At 66.0% G+C, this 18044-nt stretch carries 18 protein-coding genes and 1 tRNA gene; 8 read left to right on the top strand and 11 right to left on the bottom strand.

Annotation, left to right across the window (positions count from 1 at the left end; all coding sequences use genetic code 11):
* Positions 1–54: 54 nt before the first annotated feature.
* From FQK05_RS25995 to FQK05_RS02560, 5 genes are all read left to right on the top strand, one after another.
* The gene (locus FQK05_RS25995) at positions 55–1470 is read left to right on the top strand and encodes an SPOR domain-containing protein (RefSeq protein WP_233270329.1); all 1416 of its coding nucleotides are present in this window, start codon (positions 55–57) and stop codon (positions 1468–1470) included.
* 18 nt (positions 1471–1488) lie between these two features.
* Positions 1489–2487 (top strand): beta-N-acetylhexosaminidase, encoded by a 999-nt coding sequence (gene nagZ, locus FQK05_RS02575; RefSeq protein WP_158964276.1) that lies wholly within the window; start codon positions 1489–1491, stop codon positions 2485–2487.
* Positions 2484–3284, top strand: coding sequence for a segregation and condensation protein A (locus FQK05_RS02570; protein WP_158964274.1), 801 nt, complete (start codon positions 2484–2486; stop codon positions 3282–3284). Before nagZ ends, FQK05_RS02570 begins: the two co-directional genes overlap by 4 nt.
* A gap of 67 nt (positions 3285–3351) precedes the next feature.
* The gene (gene scpB, locus FQK05_RS02565) at positions 3352–3963 is read left to right on the top strand and encodes an SMC-Scp complex subunit ScpB (protein WP_158964782.1); all 612 of its coding nucleotides are present in this window, start codon (positions 3352–3354) and stop codon (positions 3961–3963) included.
* A gap of 86 nt (positions 3964–4049) precedes the next feature.
* Entirely contained in the window at positions 4050–4511 is a 462-nt protein-coding gene (locus FQK05_RS02560) for a hypothetical protein (RefSeq protein WP_158964272.1), read from the top strand.
* A 6-nt stretch (positions 4512–4517) separates the two neighbouring features.
* Here the strand turns inward: FQK05_RS02560 and FQK05_RS02555 are convergent, their stop codons facing one another.
* From FQK05_RS02555 to FQK05_RS02520, 8 genes are all read right to left on the bottom strand, one after another.
* A complete protein-coding gene (locus tag FQK05_RS02555) occupies positions 4518–5606 on the bottom strand; it encodes a 2'-deoxycytidine 5'-triphosphate deaminase (protein ID WP_158964271.1) in 1089 nt (362 codons plus the stop codon).
* Positions 5607–5656: 50 nt separating this feature from the next.
* Positions 5657–5733: transfer RNA gene (locus tag FQK05_RS02550), tRNA-Pro, on the bottom strand.
* 110 nt (positions 5734–5843) lie between these two features.
* Positions 5844–8108 carry a MerR family transcriptional regulator gene (locus FQK05_RS26460; protein WP_233270328.1) on the bottom strand — a complete coding sequence of 755 codons (2265 nt, stop codon included), beginning with the start codon at positions 8106–8108 and terminating at the stop codon, positions 5844–5846.
* A gap of 7 nt (positions 8109–8115) precedes the next feature.
* Positions 8116–8421, bottom strand: coding sequence for an integration host factor subunit alpha (ihfA, locus tag FQK05_RS02540; RefSeq protein ID WP_158964269.1), 306 nt, complete (start codon positions 8419–8421; stop codon positions 8116–8118).
* Between the two features lie 150 nt (positions 8422–8571).
* Positions 8572–9543, bottom strand: coding sequence for a beta-ketoacyl-ACP synthase III (locus FQK05_RS02535; protein WP_158964267.1), 972 nt, complete (start codon positions 9541–9543; stop codon positions 8572–8574).
* Positions 9544–9568: 25 nt separating this feature from the next.
* The gene (gene plsX, locus FQK05_RS02530) at positions 9569–10657 is read right to left on the bottom strand and encodes a phosphate acyltransferase PlsX (RefSeq protein WP_233270371.1); all 1089 of its coding nucleotides are present in this window, start codon (positions 10655–10657) and stop codon (positions 9569–9571) included.
* A gap of 165 nt (positions 10658–10822) precedes the next feature.
* On the bottom strand, positions 10823–11029 hold the full coding sequence (gene rpmF / locus FQK05_RS02525) for a 50S ribosomal protein L32 (RefSeq protein WP_158964263.1): 207 nt from the start codon (positions 11027–11029) through the stop codon (positions 10823–10825).
* Between the two features lie 411 nt (positions 11030–11440).
* The gene (locus FQK05_RS02520) at positions 11441–11977 is read right to left on the bottom strand and encodes a YceD family protein (RefSeq protein ID WP_158964261.1); all 537 of its coding nucleotides are present in this window, start codon (positions 11975–11977) and stop codon (positions 11441–11443) included.
* Between the two features lie 297 nt (positions 11978–12274).
* On the opposite strand from FQK05_RS02520, the gene FQK05_RS02515 reads away from it, so the two are divergent.
* From FQK05_RS02515 to FQK05_RS02505, 3 genes are all read left to right on the top strand, one after another.
* Positions 12275–12712, top strand: coding sequence for an outer membrane protein assembly factor BamE (locus FQK05_RS02515; protein WP_233270370.1), 438 nt, complete (start codon positions 12275–12277; stop codon positions 12710–12712).
* A 111-nt stretch (positions 12713–12823) separates the two neighbouring features.
* Complete coding sequence (locus tag FQK05_RS02510) at positions 12824–13576, top strand: GNAT family N-acetyltransferase (RefSeq protein WP_233270327.1); 753 nt, start codon at positions 12824–12826, stop codon at positions 13574–13576.
* A 40-nt stretch (positions 13577–13616) separates the two neighbouring features.
* Complete coding sequence (locus FQK05_RS02505; protein ID WP_158964259.1) at positions 13617–15440, top strand: ABC-F family ATP-binding cassette domain-containing protein; 1824 nt, start codon at positions 13617–13619, stop codon at positions 15438–15440.
* 63 nt (positions 15441–15503) lie between these two features.
* Here the strand turns inward: FQK05_RS02505 and mmsB are convergent, their stop codons facing one another.
* The 3 genes from mmsB to FQK05_RS02490 are packed head-to-tail and all read right to left on the bottom strand — an operon-like array spanning position 15504 to position 18042.
* Positions 15504–16376: a 3-hydroxyisobutyrate dehydrogenase gene (gene mmsB / locus FQK05_RS02500; RefSeq protein WP_158964257.1), complete on the bottom strand. Its 873-nt coding sequence runs from the start codon at positions 16374–16376 to the stop codon at positions 15504–15506.
* Positions 16373–17014, bottom strand: coding sequence for a glutathione S-transferase family protein (locus FQK05_RS02495; RefSeq protein WP_158964255.1), 642 nt, complete (start codon positions 17012–17014; stop codon positions 16373–16375). Before FQK05_RS02495 ends, mmsB begins: the two co-directional genes overlap by 4 nt.
* Entirely contained in the window at positions 17011–18042 is a 1032-nt protein-coding gene (locus FQK05_RS02490; protein WP_158964254.1) for an enoyl-CoA hydratase/isomerase family protein, read from the bottom strand. Before FQK05_RS02490 ends, FQK05_RS02495 begins: the two co-directional genes overlap by 4 nt.
* Positions 18043–18044: the final 2 nt, after the last annotated feature.

Raw genomic sequence — 18044 nt, 5'->3', positions numbered from 1 at the left:
CACAAAAAGGCCGATGAACCGTCAATAAGGCGGGCTTCGGGCAATGAGGCGGACATGGCGGTTTACGACAGCGCGGCCCCGGGCGGGCCGCGGATTTCCCACAGGTATGCGCGTCCCACTTCGGCGCCGGTCTGGAAGGATGGCACGCCCAAGACGCATGCCGGACATCCCCAGCCGTCGATGCGACCCTATGCGGATCAGGTGCCGGGCTATGGACACGTGTCGGCCCCGGTCTTCGATCCCCTGACGGCGGGGCGGGATACCACGGTGGCCTATCACCCGGCCGCGGCCCAGCATCATCAGCAGGCCCACGAACCCTACCAAGACCCCTACCACGAACCGGCCTATCAGCCGGCGCCCGCACCGCGGGTGCAGGGCGGGTTCCGCCAGGATCGGGATCCTTATCAGGCCCCCTATCCACACCCCTACCGCGATCCCTACCAGCAAGCCGGTCATGGCTACCAGGACCCGCACGGCTATGCCGAGCCGGACGAGGATTACGGCTATGACGCGGCCTATGACGACGGCTACGACCATGGCTACGAGGACGAGGAGCAGGACACTGCCGTCGTGGCCGCGGTCCCGCGTCTGGGCGCCATGGCCAACATCGCCGGCGCTGTCCTGTCGGTGGCCCTTCTGGGCGGCGTCGCCGTCTGGGGCTATGACGTGGTGACCCGCGATGTGTCCGGCATTCCGGTCGTTCAGGCGCTGGAGGGCCCGATGCGCGAAGCCCCGGCCGATCCGGGCGGCCAGCCCGTCGATTACCAGGGCCTTGCCGTGAACGCGATCGCTGCCGACGGCATCGCGGCGCCCACCGCCGACCGCCTTGTCCTTGCCCCGCCGCCCGCCACGCTGGAGGAAGAGGACATCTCGGCCGAGCAACGGACCGAACAGGCCGTGACCGATGCCGCCATCGACCGGGCCATTGCCGATGCCGCCCGTGCAACGACCGCCGTGACCACTGTCCCGGCCATGTCGGGCACCAGCCGTGCCCAGGCCGACGCCGACGGTCAGGTCGCGGCAGAGGGTCTGCCCGCCGTGCCGCAGATCACTGTCCTGCCGGCCTCGGTCCCGGGGCCGTCGCAATCGCTGCGTCCGCGCCAGCGTCCCGCCGGCATGTCTCAGGAAGCGTCGCTGACGCCCGTCGCGGTGCCGACGGCCAGCGATGCCGTTTCGGCCGCTTCCAACGTCCGCGACGTCAGCGCAGCCTCGCTGCCGTCGGGCACCCGTCTGGCCCAGTTGGGCGCCTTCGACAGCGCGCAGGCCGCGCGCAGCGAATGGGACCGGCTGAACGGCAAGTTCGGCGATTACCTGGCTGGCAAGGGCCGGGTGATCCAGGAAGCGTCTTCGGGTGGCCGGACTTTCTATCGCCTGCGGGCAGCCGGCTTCGACGACCTGAGCGCCGCACGCCGTTTCTGCTCGGCCCTGGTGGCGGAAGGCGCGGCCTGTATTCCCGTCACGGTGCGTTAAGGCTATAAGGCCCGTGTGATGAGACACGGTGCAACGATCCTCGATGCCGACGGTCTGCGGCTGAGCCCGGACGAGAAGGCCTTTTTCCGCGAGGCCGACCCGTTCGGCTTCATCCTGTTCGCGCGCAATGTCGACAGTGCGGACCAGATCCGCGCGCTGTGCGGCGACATGCGCGAAGCGGTGGGGTGGGAGGCACCCATCACCATCGATCAGGAAGGCGGCCGCGTGCAGCGGCTGCGCCCGCCCCTGGCACGGGACTGGTTTCCGCCGCTGGACCATGCCCGCATGGCGGGGGCCGCGGCCGAACGCGTCTTCTACCTGCGGGGCCGGATGATCGCGCATGAACTGCGCGCCCTGGGCATCGACAGCAACTGTGCCCCGCTGATCGACGTGGCCCAGCCCGACACGCACCCGTTCCTGTTCAACCGCTGCTATGGCGAAACGGTCGAAACCGTCGTGGCCAACGGCCGTGCGATGGCGCAGGGCCACCTGGACGGCGGCGTCCTGCCGGTGGCCAAGCACATCCCCGGCCATGGCCGCGCGATTGCCGACAGCCATTTCGACCTGCCGCGGGTCGATGTCCCGCTTGAAGAACTCAGCGATGTCGATTTCGAACCGTTCCGGGCGCTGAACGACCTTCCTCTGGGGATGACGGCCCATGTCGTCTATGCGGCGATCGACGACCTGCCGGCGACGCTGTCGCCGGACACGATGCGCCTGATCCGGCAGGATATCGGGTTCGACGGGCTGATCATGACCGACGACCTGTCTATGAAGGCGCTGAACGGCGATCCCGCTGACCTGGCCCGCCGGTCCCTGGCTGCGGGCTGCGACGTGATCCTCTACTGCAACCAGTCCCTGGCCGACCGCGCCAAGGTGGCCGAGGCCTCGGGCCTGCTGTCGCCCGAGGCGCAGCGCCGTGCCGAACGCGCCATCGCCGCGCGCCACGACCCCGACGACTTCGATCCCGCCGAGGCCGACGCGGAGCTGGCCGCGCTCGTGTTGGTCGAGCAGTGAGCGCCGAGGAATTCGAAGAAGACGACCGACCGCTTTCCGTCGCAGAAAGAGTCGCGGCCGAGGCCCTGATCGTCGATGTCGACGGATACGAAGGTCCGCTGGACGTGCTGCTGATGCTGTCGCGGACCCAGAAGGTGGACCTGCGCAAGATCTCGATCCTGGCGCTGGCCAAGCAATATCTGGCCTTTGTCGAAAAGGCCAAGGCGCTTCGGATCGAACTGGCGGCCGATTACCTTGTGATGGCGGCCTGGCTGGCCTTTCTGAAGTCCCGCCTGCTGCTGCCGCCAGACCCGGAAGAGGAAGGGCCGTCGGGCGAGGAACTGGCCGCCCACCTGGCCTTCCAGCTGGAACGGCTGCAGGCGATGCGCGATGCCGCCGCACAGCTGATGGCGCGGAACCGGCTGGGCCGGGACGTCTTTGCAAGGGGCGAGGCCGAAGAGGTTGCCCGGGTGCGTAAGGTCAGCTATTCCGCAACTCTTCTGGACCTGATGCATGCCTATGCGCGGATCCGGACGAAGGACGAATTCCGCCCCTTCGTGCTGGACCGTGATCGGGTCTACACGATGGAACAGGCACTGGACCGGATGCGCGGGCTGGTCCGCTTCCAGGGCGCATGGACCGACCTGTCGGCCTTCCTGCCCGAAGGATGGCGGGTCGATCCGGTGATGCGCCGGTCCGCGACTGCGGCGACCTTTGCCGCATCACTGCAACTGGTGAAGGAAGGTCAGCTGGACATCCGGCAATCCGACACCTTTGCCCCGATCGAATTGCGGCGGCGGGACGACAGACGTGACTGACGACGAACACCAGGAGCCGCAGGCCGAACGGGACACGGAAACCGAAAGCCTGTTCGAAGCCCCGCCCATGGGCGAGCAGGAGCGCATGGTCGAAGCCATGCTCTTTGCTTCGGCCCATCCGCTGACACTGCGCGACATGGCGGCCCGCATGCCCCATGGCTGCGACGCGGCCGAGGCGGTGGCCTATCTGCGCAAGCGGTACGAAGGCCGCGGCGTGCGCCTGATGCGCGTAGGCGATGCCTGGGCCTTTCGCACCGCGCCGGACCTGGCCTTCCTGATGCAGAAGGAATCGACCGAGGTCCGCAAACTGTCCCGCGCCGCAATCGAAACCCTGGCCATCGTGGCCTATCACCAGCCCGTCACACGGGCGGAAATCGAGGAGATCCGGGGCGTGTCGGTGTCCCGCGGCACCATCGACCAGCTGTTGGAACTGGACTGGATCCGCCTGGGCCGCCGCAAGATGACCCCGGGCCGACCGGTGACCTTCGTGGTGACGCCTGAATTCCTGGACCATTTCAGCCTGGAGACCGCGCGCGACCTGCCGGGGCTGAAGGAACTGCGCGCCGCGGGGCTGCTGGACAACCGCCTGCCGCCGGGTGCGATGGCCGCCGGTGAAAACGGCAGCGACGATGAAGACGACGCCACCGGCGACGGTCAGAGCGAACTGTTCGAGGAATGACCGAAACAGAGCTTGCCGACCCCCTGCAATTGAAAGGTTGATATGTTACATCAACGGCCAAGACATCCGGGAGTGAACTTATGGACATGAACCGGCTCATCAACATGATCATGGCGATTTTCATCAGAAAAGCCGTGAAGACCGGCGTGGACGTCGGCATGGATGCGCTGTCGGGCAAGAAGAAGGGCAAGAGCGGCAAGGCCGCAGCAAGGCCCGAACAGGATGAGGTTGGGATCGTGCCGCTGCCCGATCCCGAGCCCAGAGCTTCTGCCGTACCGCCGCCTTCGCCGCCCGCCTCTGAACCCGCGGCCGAGGTCACGCCGGCAGAGCTGCAGCTGCAGGCCGAGGAGGCGGAACGCCGCGCCCAGAAGATCGAGAAACGGCACGCCGCCGCTGTCGCGGCCCTGAACGCCGGGGCCGAGGGCAGGTCGGAAGAGGAACAGCAGGCGCTGGCTTTCGAGGCGGAAAAGTTCCGCCGCAAGGTCAAACGCGCCCGGAAGCAGGCCCAGATCGCCAGCGAAAAGGCCGCAGAGGCTTTCGGAAAATAGTTTCGGTCAGCCCGCCGCGAAGTGCTTGGCCAGCTTCAGGCCCTGGCCCTGATAGTTCGACGCGATATCGGCGCCATACAGCCGTGTGGGCCGTTCCGACATGCGTTCGTAGACCAGCCGGCCCACGACCTGCCCGTGTTCCAAGACAAAGGGCGCCTCGTGGCAGCGGACTTCCAGCACGCCGCGCGCGCCGGTGCCCCCGGCAGCGGCATGGCCGAAACCCGGATCGAAGAATCCGGCATAGTGCACGCGGAATTCGCCGACCATCGCCAGGTAGGGCGCCATTTCGGCCGCATGGGTCGGCGGGATGTGCACCGCCTCGCGGCTGACAAGGATATAGAAGGCGCCGGGATCCAGGATGATGCTTTCGCGGTCGGTGCGGATTTCTTCCCAGAAATCCCGCGGGGCATAGGCTCCGATCCGGTCCAGGTCGATCACCCCGGCATGGGGCTTGGCGCGATAGCCGACAAGGTCGTCCTGCGCAGGCCGCAGATCCACGGAAAAGCCCAGCCCGTCCTTGATTAGGGCAGGCGTCGCATCGTCGGTCGCGACCAGCGGCATTTCGGCGTGCAGCGCCTTCAGCTCGTCATCCGACAGAACTGCCTGACCGTCGCGGAACCGGATCTGGTTCAGCCGCATCCCGGGACGCACAAGGACAGAGAAGGACCGCGGGCAGATCTCGGCGTAGATCGGGCCGGTATAGCCGGCCGGCATCCGGTCGAATTCCACGCCGCCATCGGTGATCGTACGGGTCAGCAGGTCCAGCCGTCCGGTCGAGCTCTTGGCATTGGCCACAGCCGAGATGCCTTCGGGCAGGACCAGCCGTTCGGCCAGCGGCACAAGGTAGACACAGCCCTTTTCCAGCACGGCACCGTTCGACAGGTCGATCCGGTGCATCTCGAATTCCGCCAGGCGATCCATGACCGTCCGGCCCGCGCCGGCCAGAAAGGACGCGCGGACGCGATAGGCCACGTTGCCCAGCCGCAAATCAAGGCTGGCCGGCTGGATCTGTTCGGGAATCACGGGAGGATCGGCGGCAATTGCGCCACCGGCGATCAGGGCTTCGATCTGCTGATTTGCAAGGACCCCGGTCATCGTCATTCCCTCCGCTTCGTGCCGCGGATCGGCGGTGTTCGGGGTGTTTTTGGTCGGGCTAGCAGGACTTGAACCTACGACCTTCCGTCCCCCAGACGGACGCGCTACCAGACTGCGCCATAGCCCGACGTGGAGGTCTTCATACCCTTTTTGACTGCGGGGGCAAGGGGAAATCCGGTCTTTTGTCCGGTCGATTTCCCGCTTCCTTTGCCCGCGCTGCCGTCCGTTGGCGTTTCCTCAGTATCCGGCCGGCGGCCGCGCCCGGTCGACCCAGTCGCGCAGGGCCTGCACCAGTGGCGCCAGTTCCCTGACGGGCAGGTTCACCGTTGCCTGCAGCCCTATGACCCGCGAAAGCGGCCCCGGAGCGGCCTCGATTCCCGCCAGATAATCGTCCATCGGATTCTTGCCCGCCGCGCTGTCGGCCATGCGATCCGGCAACTCCGGGGCAGGGGCCTCCTCGGCAACCGCCTCCATCGCGACTGCGGGCAGGACCTCGCCCGTGACATCGACCGATTCTTGTTCCGGATCGCCCGTGTCCCTTTCCGCGTCTTCTTGCGGCTCGTCCTCGACGTCTTCCGGTAGGTCTTCTTCCTGATGGCCCTCTGCCTTCGCTTCGATGGCCTCCGGTTCTTCTTCCAGAAGCTCTTCTTCGAATGGCTCTTCCTCTGCGATCAACTCCACGGCGTCGGGCTCGTCGTAGATGGGGGCGTCTTCCGCAGGATCTTCCCCGGCCTCCATGTCGACCACTTCCGGCTCGTCTTCGGCGGCGTCCTCCTCGGAGGTCAGTTCAGCGACGGCCTCTGGAACGTCCGATTCTTCCTCTGTCTTCTCGTCTTCGTCGGGCTTCGGATCTGCCGTCGCTTCAAGCGTCGCCGGCTCCGCTTCGGTGGGGGCGTCGTCAGCCGTCACCGCAAGGGACTTCAGTTCCGCGTCAGCCGGCTCTTCCTCGGTGGGCAGCGCAATGGCTTCCGGTTCATCCTCTGTCGGGCTTTCGGTCGGAAGTTCCCCCGTGGCGATGGCCTCGACAGCTTCCGGCGCGTCCTCTGTCAGGTCCTCTGCGGCCAGGTCCTCGTCGGCGCCGGTGCCGAGAGCTTTGGGTTCTTCCTCTGCCGATTGCTCTTCGGCAAGGTCGTCGCGGGTGGCAGCTTCCAGGGCGTCGGGCTCATCCGAGGATGCTTCCTCATCTATGGCCGCTGTCAGAGGTCCGCGATCGTCCTCTGCCGGTTCATCTTCGGACAGTTCGTCCTCGGCCGGGTCCTCCTCGGAAGGCCGATCGGCGGTTGCTTCGGGGGTTTTCGATTCTGCCAAAGCAACGGTCTCAAGCGATTCAGGCTCGTCTTCGACGGCCTCCTCCCCGGCAGTTGCCTCGATGGTGTCCAGTTCGGGCGCGTCTGTTTCTCCAGGCGCGTCCTCGGTGGCATCCGCAAGGGGGGCCGACTCGTCTTCGAGCGGCTCTTCTTCGATGGTCACGGTCTCCGGCTGTTCTCCGACAGCCTCCAGTTCTTCTTCGACCGGATCGGCCTCGACGGGCTCTTCCCCGGACGCTGCATCCAAAGAATCGGCCGGTTCCTCGACCTCAGTGTCGTCGGGCGCGGTCAGAACGGCTTCGGGCAGGCCCTCGACTGTGTCTTCGTCCTGGGAGAGGGCTTCTGCCTCTGCCTCTGCCTCTGCCTCTGCGATCTCAGCGACCTTGGGCATGTCATTGACGGGACTCGCCTCGGTCGGCTCGTCATCGACCCAGAGGTCATCTGCGGGCTCGGATTCGGACCCGGCCGGAAGGATACCGGCCTCTTTTTCTTCGGCTGCGGCGAGCGTATCGGGGACTTCGGTATCCACCTCGGTCAATGTGTTTCCCGAACCCGGCAACGGGTCGTTTCCGGGTGCGTCGGCGGGGTCCGGCGGTGTCTGGGATACATCGTCGGGCGTCTGTGGCAGATTGTCGGCCGGGGCCTCCGTGGCCGCGGCGGCGCGCTTGACGCGCGCGGCCGGTCGGGCGGGCCTTGGGGCCTCGTCCTCTGCAGCATCGGGGTGCGGGGCAGTGGTGGCGATGGGCTTGGGGCGGGTATCGACCACGCGGGGCGATGCGGCACCTGCGCCCAGGTCGAAGGAGATCTGCTTGTCGGCCTCGTCCGGCTCACTCGCCACGGCGTCGTCCTCGTAATCTTGCAGGTCGGAATCGGTTTCGGGACCGGACACGGAAGCGGTGTCGGTCCGTGTCGGGATGTCGTCCAGAGGGGGAGACCGGTCAGCCACCGAGGACACGCCGGATTCGCGCAGCATCTTCTGCACGGCCTTGATGGTCATGCCCTCTTCGTGCAGCAGAACCTTGATTCCGCCCAGAAGCACCATGTCGGCCGGGCGGTAATACCGCCGGCCACCGGCCCGTTTTACCGGGCGGACCTGAGTGAACTTGCCTTCCCAGAACCGCAGTACATGGGCCTGTACTCCCAGCCATTCCGCCACTTCGCTGATGGTCCGGAAGGCATCTGGCGACTTGGCCATGGGGTCTTCAATCCTTGCGGTTGCCGGCCGCGACGCGGTCCTTCATCAGGTGCGACGGCCGGAAGGTCAGCACCCGGCGCGGCTGGATCGGCACTTCCTGGCCGGTTTTCGGGTTGCGGCCAACGCGGGCCGATTTCTCGCGCACGCTGAACGTGCCGAAGGACGAGATCTTCACCTGCTCGCCGCGCACCAGCGCGTCGGACATGTGTTCCAGCATGCTCTCCACAAGCTGGGCGCTCTCGTTGCGGGACAGGCCGACTTCGCGGAACACCGCTTCGCTCAGGTCCATCCGCGTGACAGTTTTTTCACCCATACTGTTCCCCGTTGTTTGGTGGAACAATAGGGGCGGGGGAATTTCAGTGTCAATATCAATGAATTGCGCGAACCAGTTGAATCGACACGGCCGGCGCAGGGCACCGGCCGTCTTTCGCGTGGGTCGTGTGTCGGTTGTGCGGTCTTCGGCCTACCAGCGGATGACCACGGCCCCCCAGGCCAGCCCGCCGCCGATCGCTTCGGTCACGACGATGTCGCCCTGCTTGATCTGGCCGCGCTCGCGGCCCACCGACAGCGCCAGCGGGATCGACGCGGCCGAGGTATTGCCGTGGTCCTGAACGGTCACCACGACCTTTTCCATCGGAACGCCCATTTTCTGCGCGGTGCCCTGGATGATCCGGATATTGGCCTGGTGCGGCACGATCCAGTCGACATCGGCCGGGGTCAACCCCGCTTTTTCCAGCGCCTTTTCAGCAGTTTTGGCAAGCTTTTCAACGGCATGGCGGAAGACCTTGTTGCCCTGCATCCGCAGGACGCCAGTGGATTGCGTGGACACGCCGCCATCGACGTAAAGAAGGTCCCTGTAGCGCCCGTCGGAATTCAGGTCGGTCGACAGGATCCCGCGGTCGGCGGGCGTGCCCTGGCCGTCCTGCGCTTCCAGTACCAGCGCGCCGGCACCGTCGCCGAACAGGACGCAGGTCGACCGGTCGGTCCAGTCCATGATCCGGCTGAAGGTTTCCGCACCGATCACCAGCACGCGGCGTGCCTGGCCCGAGATGATCAGGGCATTCGCATTGGCCAGCGCATAGGCAAAGCCTGCGCAGACGGCCTGAACGTCGAACGCGAAGCCGTTTTCCATCCCCAGTTCCGCCTGCACCATGGTGGCTGCGGAAGGGAAGGTGAAATCTGCGGTCGAGGTGGCCAGAACGATCGCGTCGATATCCGACGGCTGCAACCCTGCATCCTTCAGCGCGTTCCGCGCGGCGCAGGTGGCCATCTGCGAGGTCGTCTCGCCCTCGGCGGCGAAATGGCGGCGTTCGATACCCGAGCGCGCGCGAATCCATTCGTCGTTGGTGTCGAGGGTCTTTTCGAACTCGGCATTTTCGACGACACGTTCCGGCAGGTAGTGTCCGGTCCCGGTGACAACTGCTCGAACTACCATAGCACCGTCACCATACAGCTTTGCGTCATGCCTGCTTCCTGTCCGAATCCGGGTCATTATTGCCCGCATTCGCACCATTCTGTGAAAGCGCAGCGGCGGATGCAACCCGCGCTGCCAGTCTTTCGTTGAAGCCGGTCTGTCCGAGAAGGAAAGCCAGCCTGACAGCGGCTGCGACAGCGGTCGCATCGGCGTTTCCGTGGCTTTTCACCACGGTGCCGTTCAGGCCCAGGAACACGCCGCCATTCACCCGCCGCGGGTCGATGCGTTTCTTCAGGCGGCGGAGCGAGGTCAGCGCCAGAAGCGAGGCAAAGCGGGACATCGGCGAATACTTGAACGCCTCTTTCAGCAGGTCGCCGAACAGGGACGCGGTGCCTTCGCCGGTCTTCACGGCGATGTTGCCGGTAAAGCCGTCGGTGACGATCACATCGACGATATCGCCGGGAATATCGCCGCCTTCGACATAGCCGGCGTAATCATAGCCGCCGTCTTCGGCGAAGCGTTCGATCAGGCTGTGGGCTTCGTGAAGCTCTGGCCGGCCCTTGTGTTCCTCGATGCCCACGTTCAGCAGGCCGACACGGGGGCGCTTCAGGTCCAGGCCGTTGCGCGCATAAGAGGCGCCCATGACCGCATAGCGCAGCAGGTCCTGCGCGTCGGCGCGGATGTCCGCGCCGATGTCCAGCATGACGTTGAAACCCTGGGGATTGCGCGAGGGCCAGAGCGCCGCGATGGCCGGGCGGTTCACGCCCTTCTGCTTGCGCAGGCGGATCATCGCCGAAGCCATCAGAGCACCGGTATTGCCGCAGGACACGGCCACGGCCGCATCGCCGTCGCGCACGGAATCCAGGGCCGACCACATCGAGGTGCCCTGACCGTGCCGCATGACATGGCTGGGCTTGTCCTCCATCCGGACCACCTCGGTGGCATCGCGAATCTCGACCCGACCTTCCAGGCGCTTGAGCTTAGCGCGGACAAGCTTCTTCAGGTGCTGTTCGGGACCATGCAGGATAAAGGCCATTTCGGGGTGGGTCTTGGCGGCCTTGGCACAACCGGCCACAACCGCGGCCGGGCCCTGATCGCCCCCCATCGCGTCGACCGAGATCACCACGCGCTTCATCGCCCCATCCGCAATATGCAGACGGGTATCGCTGCTGGCGGTATTCGAACGGTCCTCAGCAGAGGATGTCATGCGTCCGTCCCTGCACGTGCGGGGCCCCGATGCGGCCGCATGTCCGCACATCCAAGGGGAGGGCGGACAGGGCGGACGCGCGAAAACAAGACCTTATGCCGCGTCTTCGTCCAGCTCGACTTCGTCAGCCATCGCCACGACTTCGCGGGCATCGTAATGGCCGCAGGACGGGCAGACGTGGTGCGGGCGCCGCAGCTCGCCGCAGTTGCTGCATTCGTTGGGATTTGCGGCAACCAGTGCATCGTGCGCGCGACGGTTGTTGCGGCGCGATTTGGAAACCTTGTTCTGATGAACGGCCATGTCTGAACCCTTGATCCTTGGTCTTGCGTCTGTCGTTGTCGGTAGGCGGTCCAGGCCGCCGGTGTATCTGTCTTCACTGTCGCCTTCGGCACTGTCTTGTCGTGTCGCCTTCGGCGGTCTCTTCTCGTATCGCCGGCGGCGTAGTCCTGGTCTGCCGCTGTCGACCTTGTCTTTACGTTTCGCCTTCGGCGCTATGGCCCTCCGGCACCTCTGTTCGGTCTCCTGCCTGTCGCCGCTGGGCGGCCTGACGGCACGGACATTCGAACGGGCGTCGCGGGAGAGTGTCGCGCGTTTAGGACGGGATGGTGCGCTTGTCCAACCCAAAACTCCGTGAGCGCGCGAAAATACGAAAAATCGCGACTCTTGCAAGCCGAATCTGCCGTGGCGGGCAGATGCTGCCTGCCTACACCTTTAACTGTCGGGTGTCATCTTGTTGCGCAGTTCGGCCAGACCGGCAAATGGCTTCAGGTCCGTATCGCGCAGGGGATCGACGCCGGGCGCGGCAAAGACCGCTTCGCCCAGGGCGGCGCCATCCTTGCGCGGATAAAGCGGCAGGGCCAGGGCAAGCGCCTCGGCCAGGACGACCGCGGGGTCGATCTCCGGCCCCAGCGGTTCGGAAGTCTCGTCGTCGGGCATCTCGACCTCGGCGCCGTCGGGATCTTCCATGTCGGCGATAAAGTGGCGAACGACTTCGGTGTCGATCCGTGTGGTCACGGGTTCGAGCGTGACGACGCAGGGCTGGACCACAGTCGCGCCCAGTTCGCCGTCCAACTGCCAGTCGCGCGGCCCGTTGGGGGCGATCTGGCCGATAAAGCGCACCTTGCTCAGGCCGCTGACGCCAAGCTCGGCCGCCAGGGCGGCGCAGGTGGCACTGTCGGGGCGCAGTTCGAAAGGCGTGGCCTTGCGCTGGGGCAGATCGGCGACGCGGAAGGCGGTACGGGCGGTCATGGCAGACATCCTGTGCGTAAGGATGGGGCAGGTCATCCGGGCGAAACGCGACCGGTATGCCTTTGTTTCCAACATAGCGCAATTGCAGGAAGTTTGAAGGGCAGGCTTAAGCAGGGACCGGCGGGCGTTGAATCTTGAACCGGGCCGGGGCATTGGTTAAGGACTGTGAAAGCCGAACGAAGGGCAGAGCAGGATCACGCCATGACAGCGACGCGACACCGCCGACCGGCCAGGGCGATGACGGCCGAGCCGGCCCGCTCCGGGACGGGCAACATTGCCGGCCTTCGACGCCGCCACATGCTGCTTGGCGTGGCCTCGGTCGCGGCCCTTGGCGTTGCCGGCTGCACTGCCAGATACGAGAATCACGGCTACGTTCCGACCGAGGAAGACCTTCAGGAGATCGTCGTGGGCGTCGACACCCGCGAAAGCGTGGCCGAAACGGTCGGGCCGCCGTCTTCGTCGGGCGTGCTGGACGACAGCGGCTATTACTATGTCCAGTCGCAGTTCCGCTATTACGGGGCCATGGCGCCGAAACTGGTGAAGCGCCAGCTGGTCGCGATCAGCTTCGACAGCCGCGGCTTAGTCCAGAATATCGAACGCTTCGATCTGAAGGACGGCCGCGCGATCCCGCTGACCCGCCGTGTCACCTCGTCCGGTGTCGAGAACAGCGGCTTCTTCCGTCAGTTGCTGGGCAACCTGCGTAGCTTCGATCCGGGTTCTGTCCTGTCGAACTGATCGGGGCCGTTGCGGCGGCCGGGACACGGGCCTTGCGGCATTCCGCACTTGCGGGATGCCGTCGCGCTGCCTAGGTGATCGCAACCGGGGTGCTGATGGGCGGAGGTTCGCATGGCGCTGATCGGGTCCAAATCGATGCCGGCGCTCGCGCGCGGGAGATACCGGGCAGAGCTTGCCCAGGGAACCGGGGACGTGGCCGAGGCGCAGGCGCTGCGCGGACTGGCCTTTCGTACCGGTGGCCCTGATGTCGATGTTTTCGACGATCTTTGCGATCATGTCCTGGTGCGGGACGTCCGGTCGGGAACCCTGGTCTGTTGTTTCCGGCTGCTGACGCTTTCCGGCGGGGCCGAGATCGGACAAAGCTATTCCGCACAGTTCTATGGCCTGTCGGGACTGGAAAGCTTCGAAGGGCCGATGGTCGAAATGGGCCGCTTCTGCCTGCATCCCGACTGGTCCGATCCGGACATCCTGCGCGTGGCCTGGGGGGCGATGACCGCCTACGTCGACCAGAACGGGATCGAGATGCTTTTCGGTTGTTCGTCCTTCACAGGGACCGAGACCGAGGCCTATCTGGATGCCTTTGCCGTTCTGAAGGACCGCCATCTTGGGCCGAAACGGTTCCTGCCGCGGATCAAGGCTCCGGATGTCTTCCGCTTTGCCGCGCGGCTGCGGCGCAAGCCTGACATGAAACAGGCGATGCTGCGGATGCCGCCGCTGCTGAAGACATATCTGCTGATGGGCGGCTGGGTCAGCGATCATGCGGTCGTGGACCGGGCCATGAACACGCTGCACGTTTTCACCGGGCTGGAAATCAAGGCGATTCCCGCCGCCCGCAAGCGGCTGCTGCGCGCGGTGGCGGGGTAGGGTGATTGACGCCGACGCGGGCTGCGATTAGCTGGCCGCCATGGCACAGGCACCCCTTCTCCAGCTTTCCGACATCTCGCTGACCTTCGGGGGCGAGCCCGTCTTTCATGAACTCGATCTGGTGGTCCAGCAGGGCGACCGCGTGGCCCTGGTGGGCCGCAACGGGTCGGGCAAGTCCACCCTGATGAAGGTCATGGCGGGCCTGGTCGAATCCGACCACGGCGACCGGGTCGTCCCGGCCGGCATTTCGGTCGGCTACATGGAGCAGGATCCGGACCTGTCCGGCTTCGCCACGCTGGGCGATTTTGCCTCCGCCGGGCTGGCCCCGGGCGAGGAATACCTGATCGAACGCGCGGGCGAGGGGTTGAAGCTGGACCTGTCGCGTCCGGTCGAAACGTCGTCGGGCGGGGAACGCCGTCGCGCCGCGCTGGCGCGGATGCTGGCGGGCGGGCCGGACCTCATGCTGCTGGACGAACCGACCAACCACCTGGACATCGAGGCGATCGGCTGGCTGGAAGAGGAACTGAAGTCGACGCGGCAGGCCTTTGTCCTGATCTCGCACGACCGGGCCTTCCTGCGGGCGCTGACGCGGGCGACGCTGTGGATCGACCGCGGTCAGGTCCGCCGTCAGGACCGCGGCTTTACCGATTTCGAAACCTGGCGCGACAAGGTCTGGGACGACGAGGACATGCAGCGCCACAAGCTGGACCGCAAGATCAAGTCCGAGGCGCGGTGGGCCGTCGAAGGCATTTCGGCCCGGCGCAAGCGCAACATGGGCCGCGTCCGGGCGCTGGCCGACCTGCGGTCCGAACGCGCGTCCCAGATCCGCCGGCAGGGCACGGCGGCGCTGGCGCTGGATGGTGGCCAGAAGTCCGGCAAGAAGGTGATCGAAGCGAAGGGCCTGTCGAAGGCATTCGGCGACCGGGACATCGTCAGGGATTTTTCGATCACCGTCGAACGCGGCGACCGGGTCGCCTTTGTTGGGCCCAACGGGGCGGGCAAGACCACGATTCTGAAGATGCTGCTGGGCGAGGTGGCGCCCGATACCGGCACCGTGACACATGGCACGAACCTTGAAATCGCGGTTTTCGACCAGACCCGCGCGCAATTGGACCCGGACGCCACGCTTTGGGAATCGCTGACCAATGCGCCGGGGATGCGGATGTCGGGCAGTTCGGACCAGGTGATGGTCCGGGGCCAGCCCAAGCACGTGGTGGCCTATCTGAAGGACTTCCTGTTCGACGAACGTCAGGCCCGGGCGCCGGTCCGGTCCCTGTCGGGCGGGGAAAAGGCCCGGCTGCTGCTGGCCCGCCTGATGGCGCAGCCGTCGAACCTGTTGATCCTCGACGAACCGACGAACGATCTGGACGTCGAAACGCTGGACCTGCTGCAGGAACTGATCGACGGCTTCGACGGCACCGTCCTGCTGGTCAGCCACGACCGGGACTTCCTGGACCGGGTGGCGACGCTGACCGTTGCGCTGGAAGGGCGCGGCAAGGCCGTCGTCTATGCCGGCGGCTGGACCGACATGCTGGCACAGCGCGCGGCCGCTGGCGCTCCGGCCGAAGCGAAGGCTGCGAAGGCGCAGGTCAAGGAAAAGGCCGAAGCCCCGGCGTCGAAGCCCGCCGCCAAGTCGGGCTTGTCCTTTACCGAAAAGCACCGTTTGGAAGCGCTTCCCGCGGAAATCGCCCGGCTGGAGGCCGAGATCGCCAAGCTGGAACAGCTGATGAGCGATCCCGAGCTTTTCAGCCGCGAGCCGGTGAAGTTCCGCAAGGCGACCGAAGCCTTGGTCGAACGGCAGGAAAAACTGTCGGCCGCCGAAGAGGAATGGCTGACCCTGGAAGAAAAGGCCGAGGCCGGCTGATCCGGTCCCCGGGTCCCTGAAATGCAAGGCGCCCCGGCAGGATCTGCCCGGGCGCCTTTTTCTTTACCCGCGGCCGCGCTTTTCGAACCGGGGCAGCATGGCGCTGAAATCCCGGCCGGACCCGTCCTCGTCTTCAACGAAGGTGGCATAAAGTGCCTCGGCCAACTGGCCCATGGGCGTGTCGGCATCGGCGCTGATCGCGGCCTGCTGCGACAGGCGCAGGTCCTTCAGCATCAGGTCCGACGCGAAGCCGGGTTTATAGTCGTTGTCGGCCGGGCTTTGCGGGCCGACACCCGGGGCGGGACAATAGGCGTTCATGGTCCAGGAGTAACCGGAGGAGGTCGACACCACGTCGAACATCTTCTGCCGGTCCAGCCCCAGCTTGTCGGCCAGCGCGAAGGCCTCGCAGGTGCCGATCATGGTGATCCCCAGGATCATGTTGTTGCAGATCTTTGCGGCCTGACCGGCGCCGGAGGCCCCGCAATGCACAGCCTTCTGCCCCATGATGTCGAACAGCGGCTTGGCCTTGGCAAAGCCTTCGTCGGTTCCGCCGGCCATGAAGGTCAGCGTACCGGCCGCCGCACCGCCGATACCGCCCGACACGGGGGCATCCACGGCCATCAGGCCGGCGGCCTCGGCCTTCTCGGCCGCCGCACGGGCGCTGTCGACGTCCACGGTCGAACAGTCCAGAAGCAGTGCGCCCGTGTCCATCGCCGGGATCACCTGGTCGGCCACGGCCTGCAGGATCTTGCCGTTGGGCAGCATGGTGATGACGACCTCGGCGCCCTTGGCGGCCTCGGCCGCGGTGGCGGCACTGGCCGCGTCCTCGACCACGATGCCCGCGGTGTCGAAGCCCGTCACCTCGTGCCCCGCGGCGACAAGGTTCTTCGCCATGGGCGCGCCCATGTTGCCAAGGCCGATAAATCCGATCTTCATATCCGTTCCTCCTCCTCGGCGGCCGCGATCAGGGCGCCGATATCCGTGGCCTCGAAAGGCGCGTCAGGGAAGGGCGTCTGCCCTTCGCAAAAGGCGGCATGGGCCGCCAGGTTCACATGGGCCGGATCGATCAGCCCGGGATGGCGCAGGGCGACATAGCCCGTGGCGCAATCCAGGGCCAGATCGGCCCGGGTCAGGCGGTCGGCCACAAGCCAGCCGCCCTTTGCGCGTGCGTCCAGCCAGGCCGCCGCTTCGGCGATCTGGCGATCAAACGTTTCTAGCACCACCGGATCGGGCGCGGCGCGGCGGTTCTCGAAACTCTTGCCCACCGCCTTCTCGGCCAGGCCTACGGCGATGGCCTCGATCTCCAGCATTTCCAGCAGATGGGGCGCCGGCGCCGTCAGGCTGCGGTCCGGATCCGTCCTGTCCAGCCATTCGATGATCGCCCGGCTGTCGGTCAGGACCTGCCCGTCATCCAGCGTCAGCGCCGGCACCCGGCCCAAGGGGCTTACCTCGCGCAGTTGCGCGCCATGGGCCAGGACCGAAAGCTTCCTGTGTTCGAACACGCGCCCATGGTGATGCAGCGCCAGCGCGACGCGCCGGACGAAGGGGGAATCCATCAGCCCCCACAGGATCATGGCTGAAGCTCGTCCGCGCCCAGGGGTGCCAGAATCGCATCGACCGCCGCGGGCGGCAGGCCTTCGATGGTGCTGCCCCAGTTGGGCTTGCGGTCCTTGTCGATGATCTGGGCGCGCACGCCTTCCAGAAAGTCGCTCTGTTCCATCGACCGCCAAGTGAAGCGGTATTCCATTTGCAGGGCACCGAACATGGTCGGACCCTCGGCCTTCAAACGCCGTATGATTTCCAGCGTGGCTGCCATCGACATGGGCGAGCCGCGAGAGATCGTCTTGAGCGCCCCGAGCGCGAAGTCGGATCCGTCCGTCTCCAGCGCCGCCATGATCGCGGCCGTGTCGCCGGCGCCAAAGCAGGCGTCGATCACCGGCTGCGCGGCTTTTAGGGCACTGGCGGGCGGGGCGTCGGAATAGCCCACGACACGCTCGGCCTCTCCGGTCGAACAGAGCACGCTGACCAGTTCCGACCACCGTTCCTCGCGCACGTAGATGTCGGCGAAATTGGCGTGTATCGCATCCGCGGCTTCCATCCGGGCGCCGGTCACGCCCAGATATTCGCCCAGCTGCCCGGGCGCCGTGGCCAGAAGGTACGTCCCGCCGACGTCCGGCACCAGACCGATGCCGCATTCGGGCATCGAGATGCGGCTGGTATCCCCCACGATTCGGTGCGAGCCGTGGCAGCCGATGCCGACGCCGCCCCCCATGATGAAGCCCTGCATCAGGCTGACCACGGGTTTCGGATAGTTGCGGATATAGTTGTTCAGCCGGTATTCATCCCGCCAGAAGTCGCGGGCATAGGCGTAATTGCCCTCGCGCCCCGTGCGGTACAGTTCGGCAATGTCGCCACCGGCGCAAAAGGCCTTGTCGCCCTCGGCATCGATCACCACCAGGTGGACGGCGGGATCGTCGGCCCATTCCAGCATGGCCTTTTCGATCTCAAGGCACATCGGGTGGCTGAGCGCATTCAGCGCCTTGGGGCGGGTGAAGGTGATGCGGCCGGCGCGGCCCTGGATGCGGATGTCGATATCGGCCATGG

Source organism: Chachezhania sediminis, from assembly GCF_009765275.1.
GTDB lineage: Bacteria > Pseudomonadota > Alphaproteobacteria > Rhodobacterales > Rhodobacteraceae > Chachezhania > Chachezhania sediminis.
The sequence above is the reverse complement of the archived record's forward strand: the minus strand, read 5'-3'. Positions and strand labels throughout refer to the sequence as shown.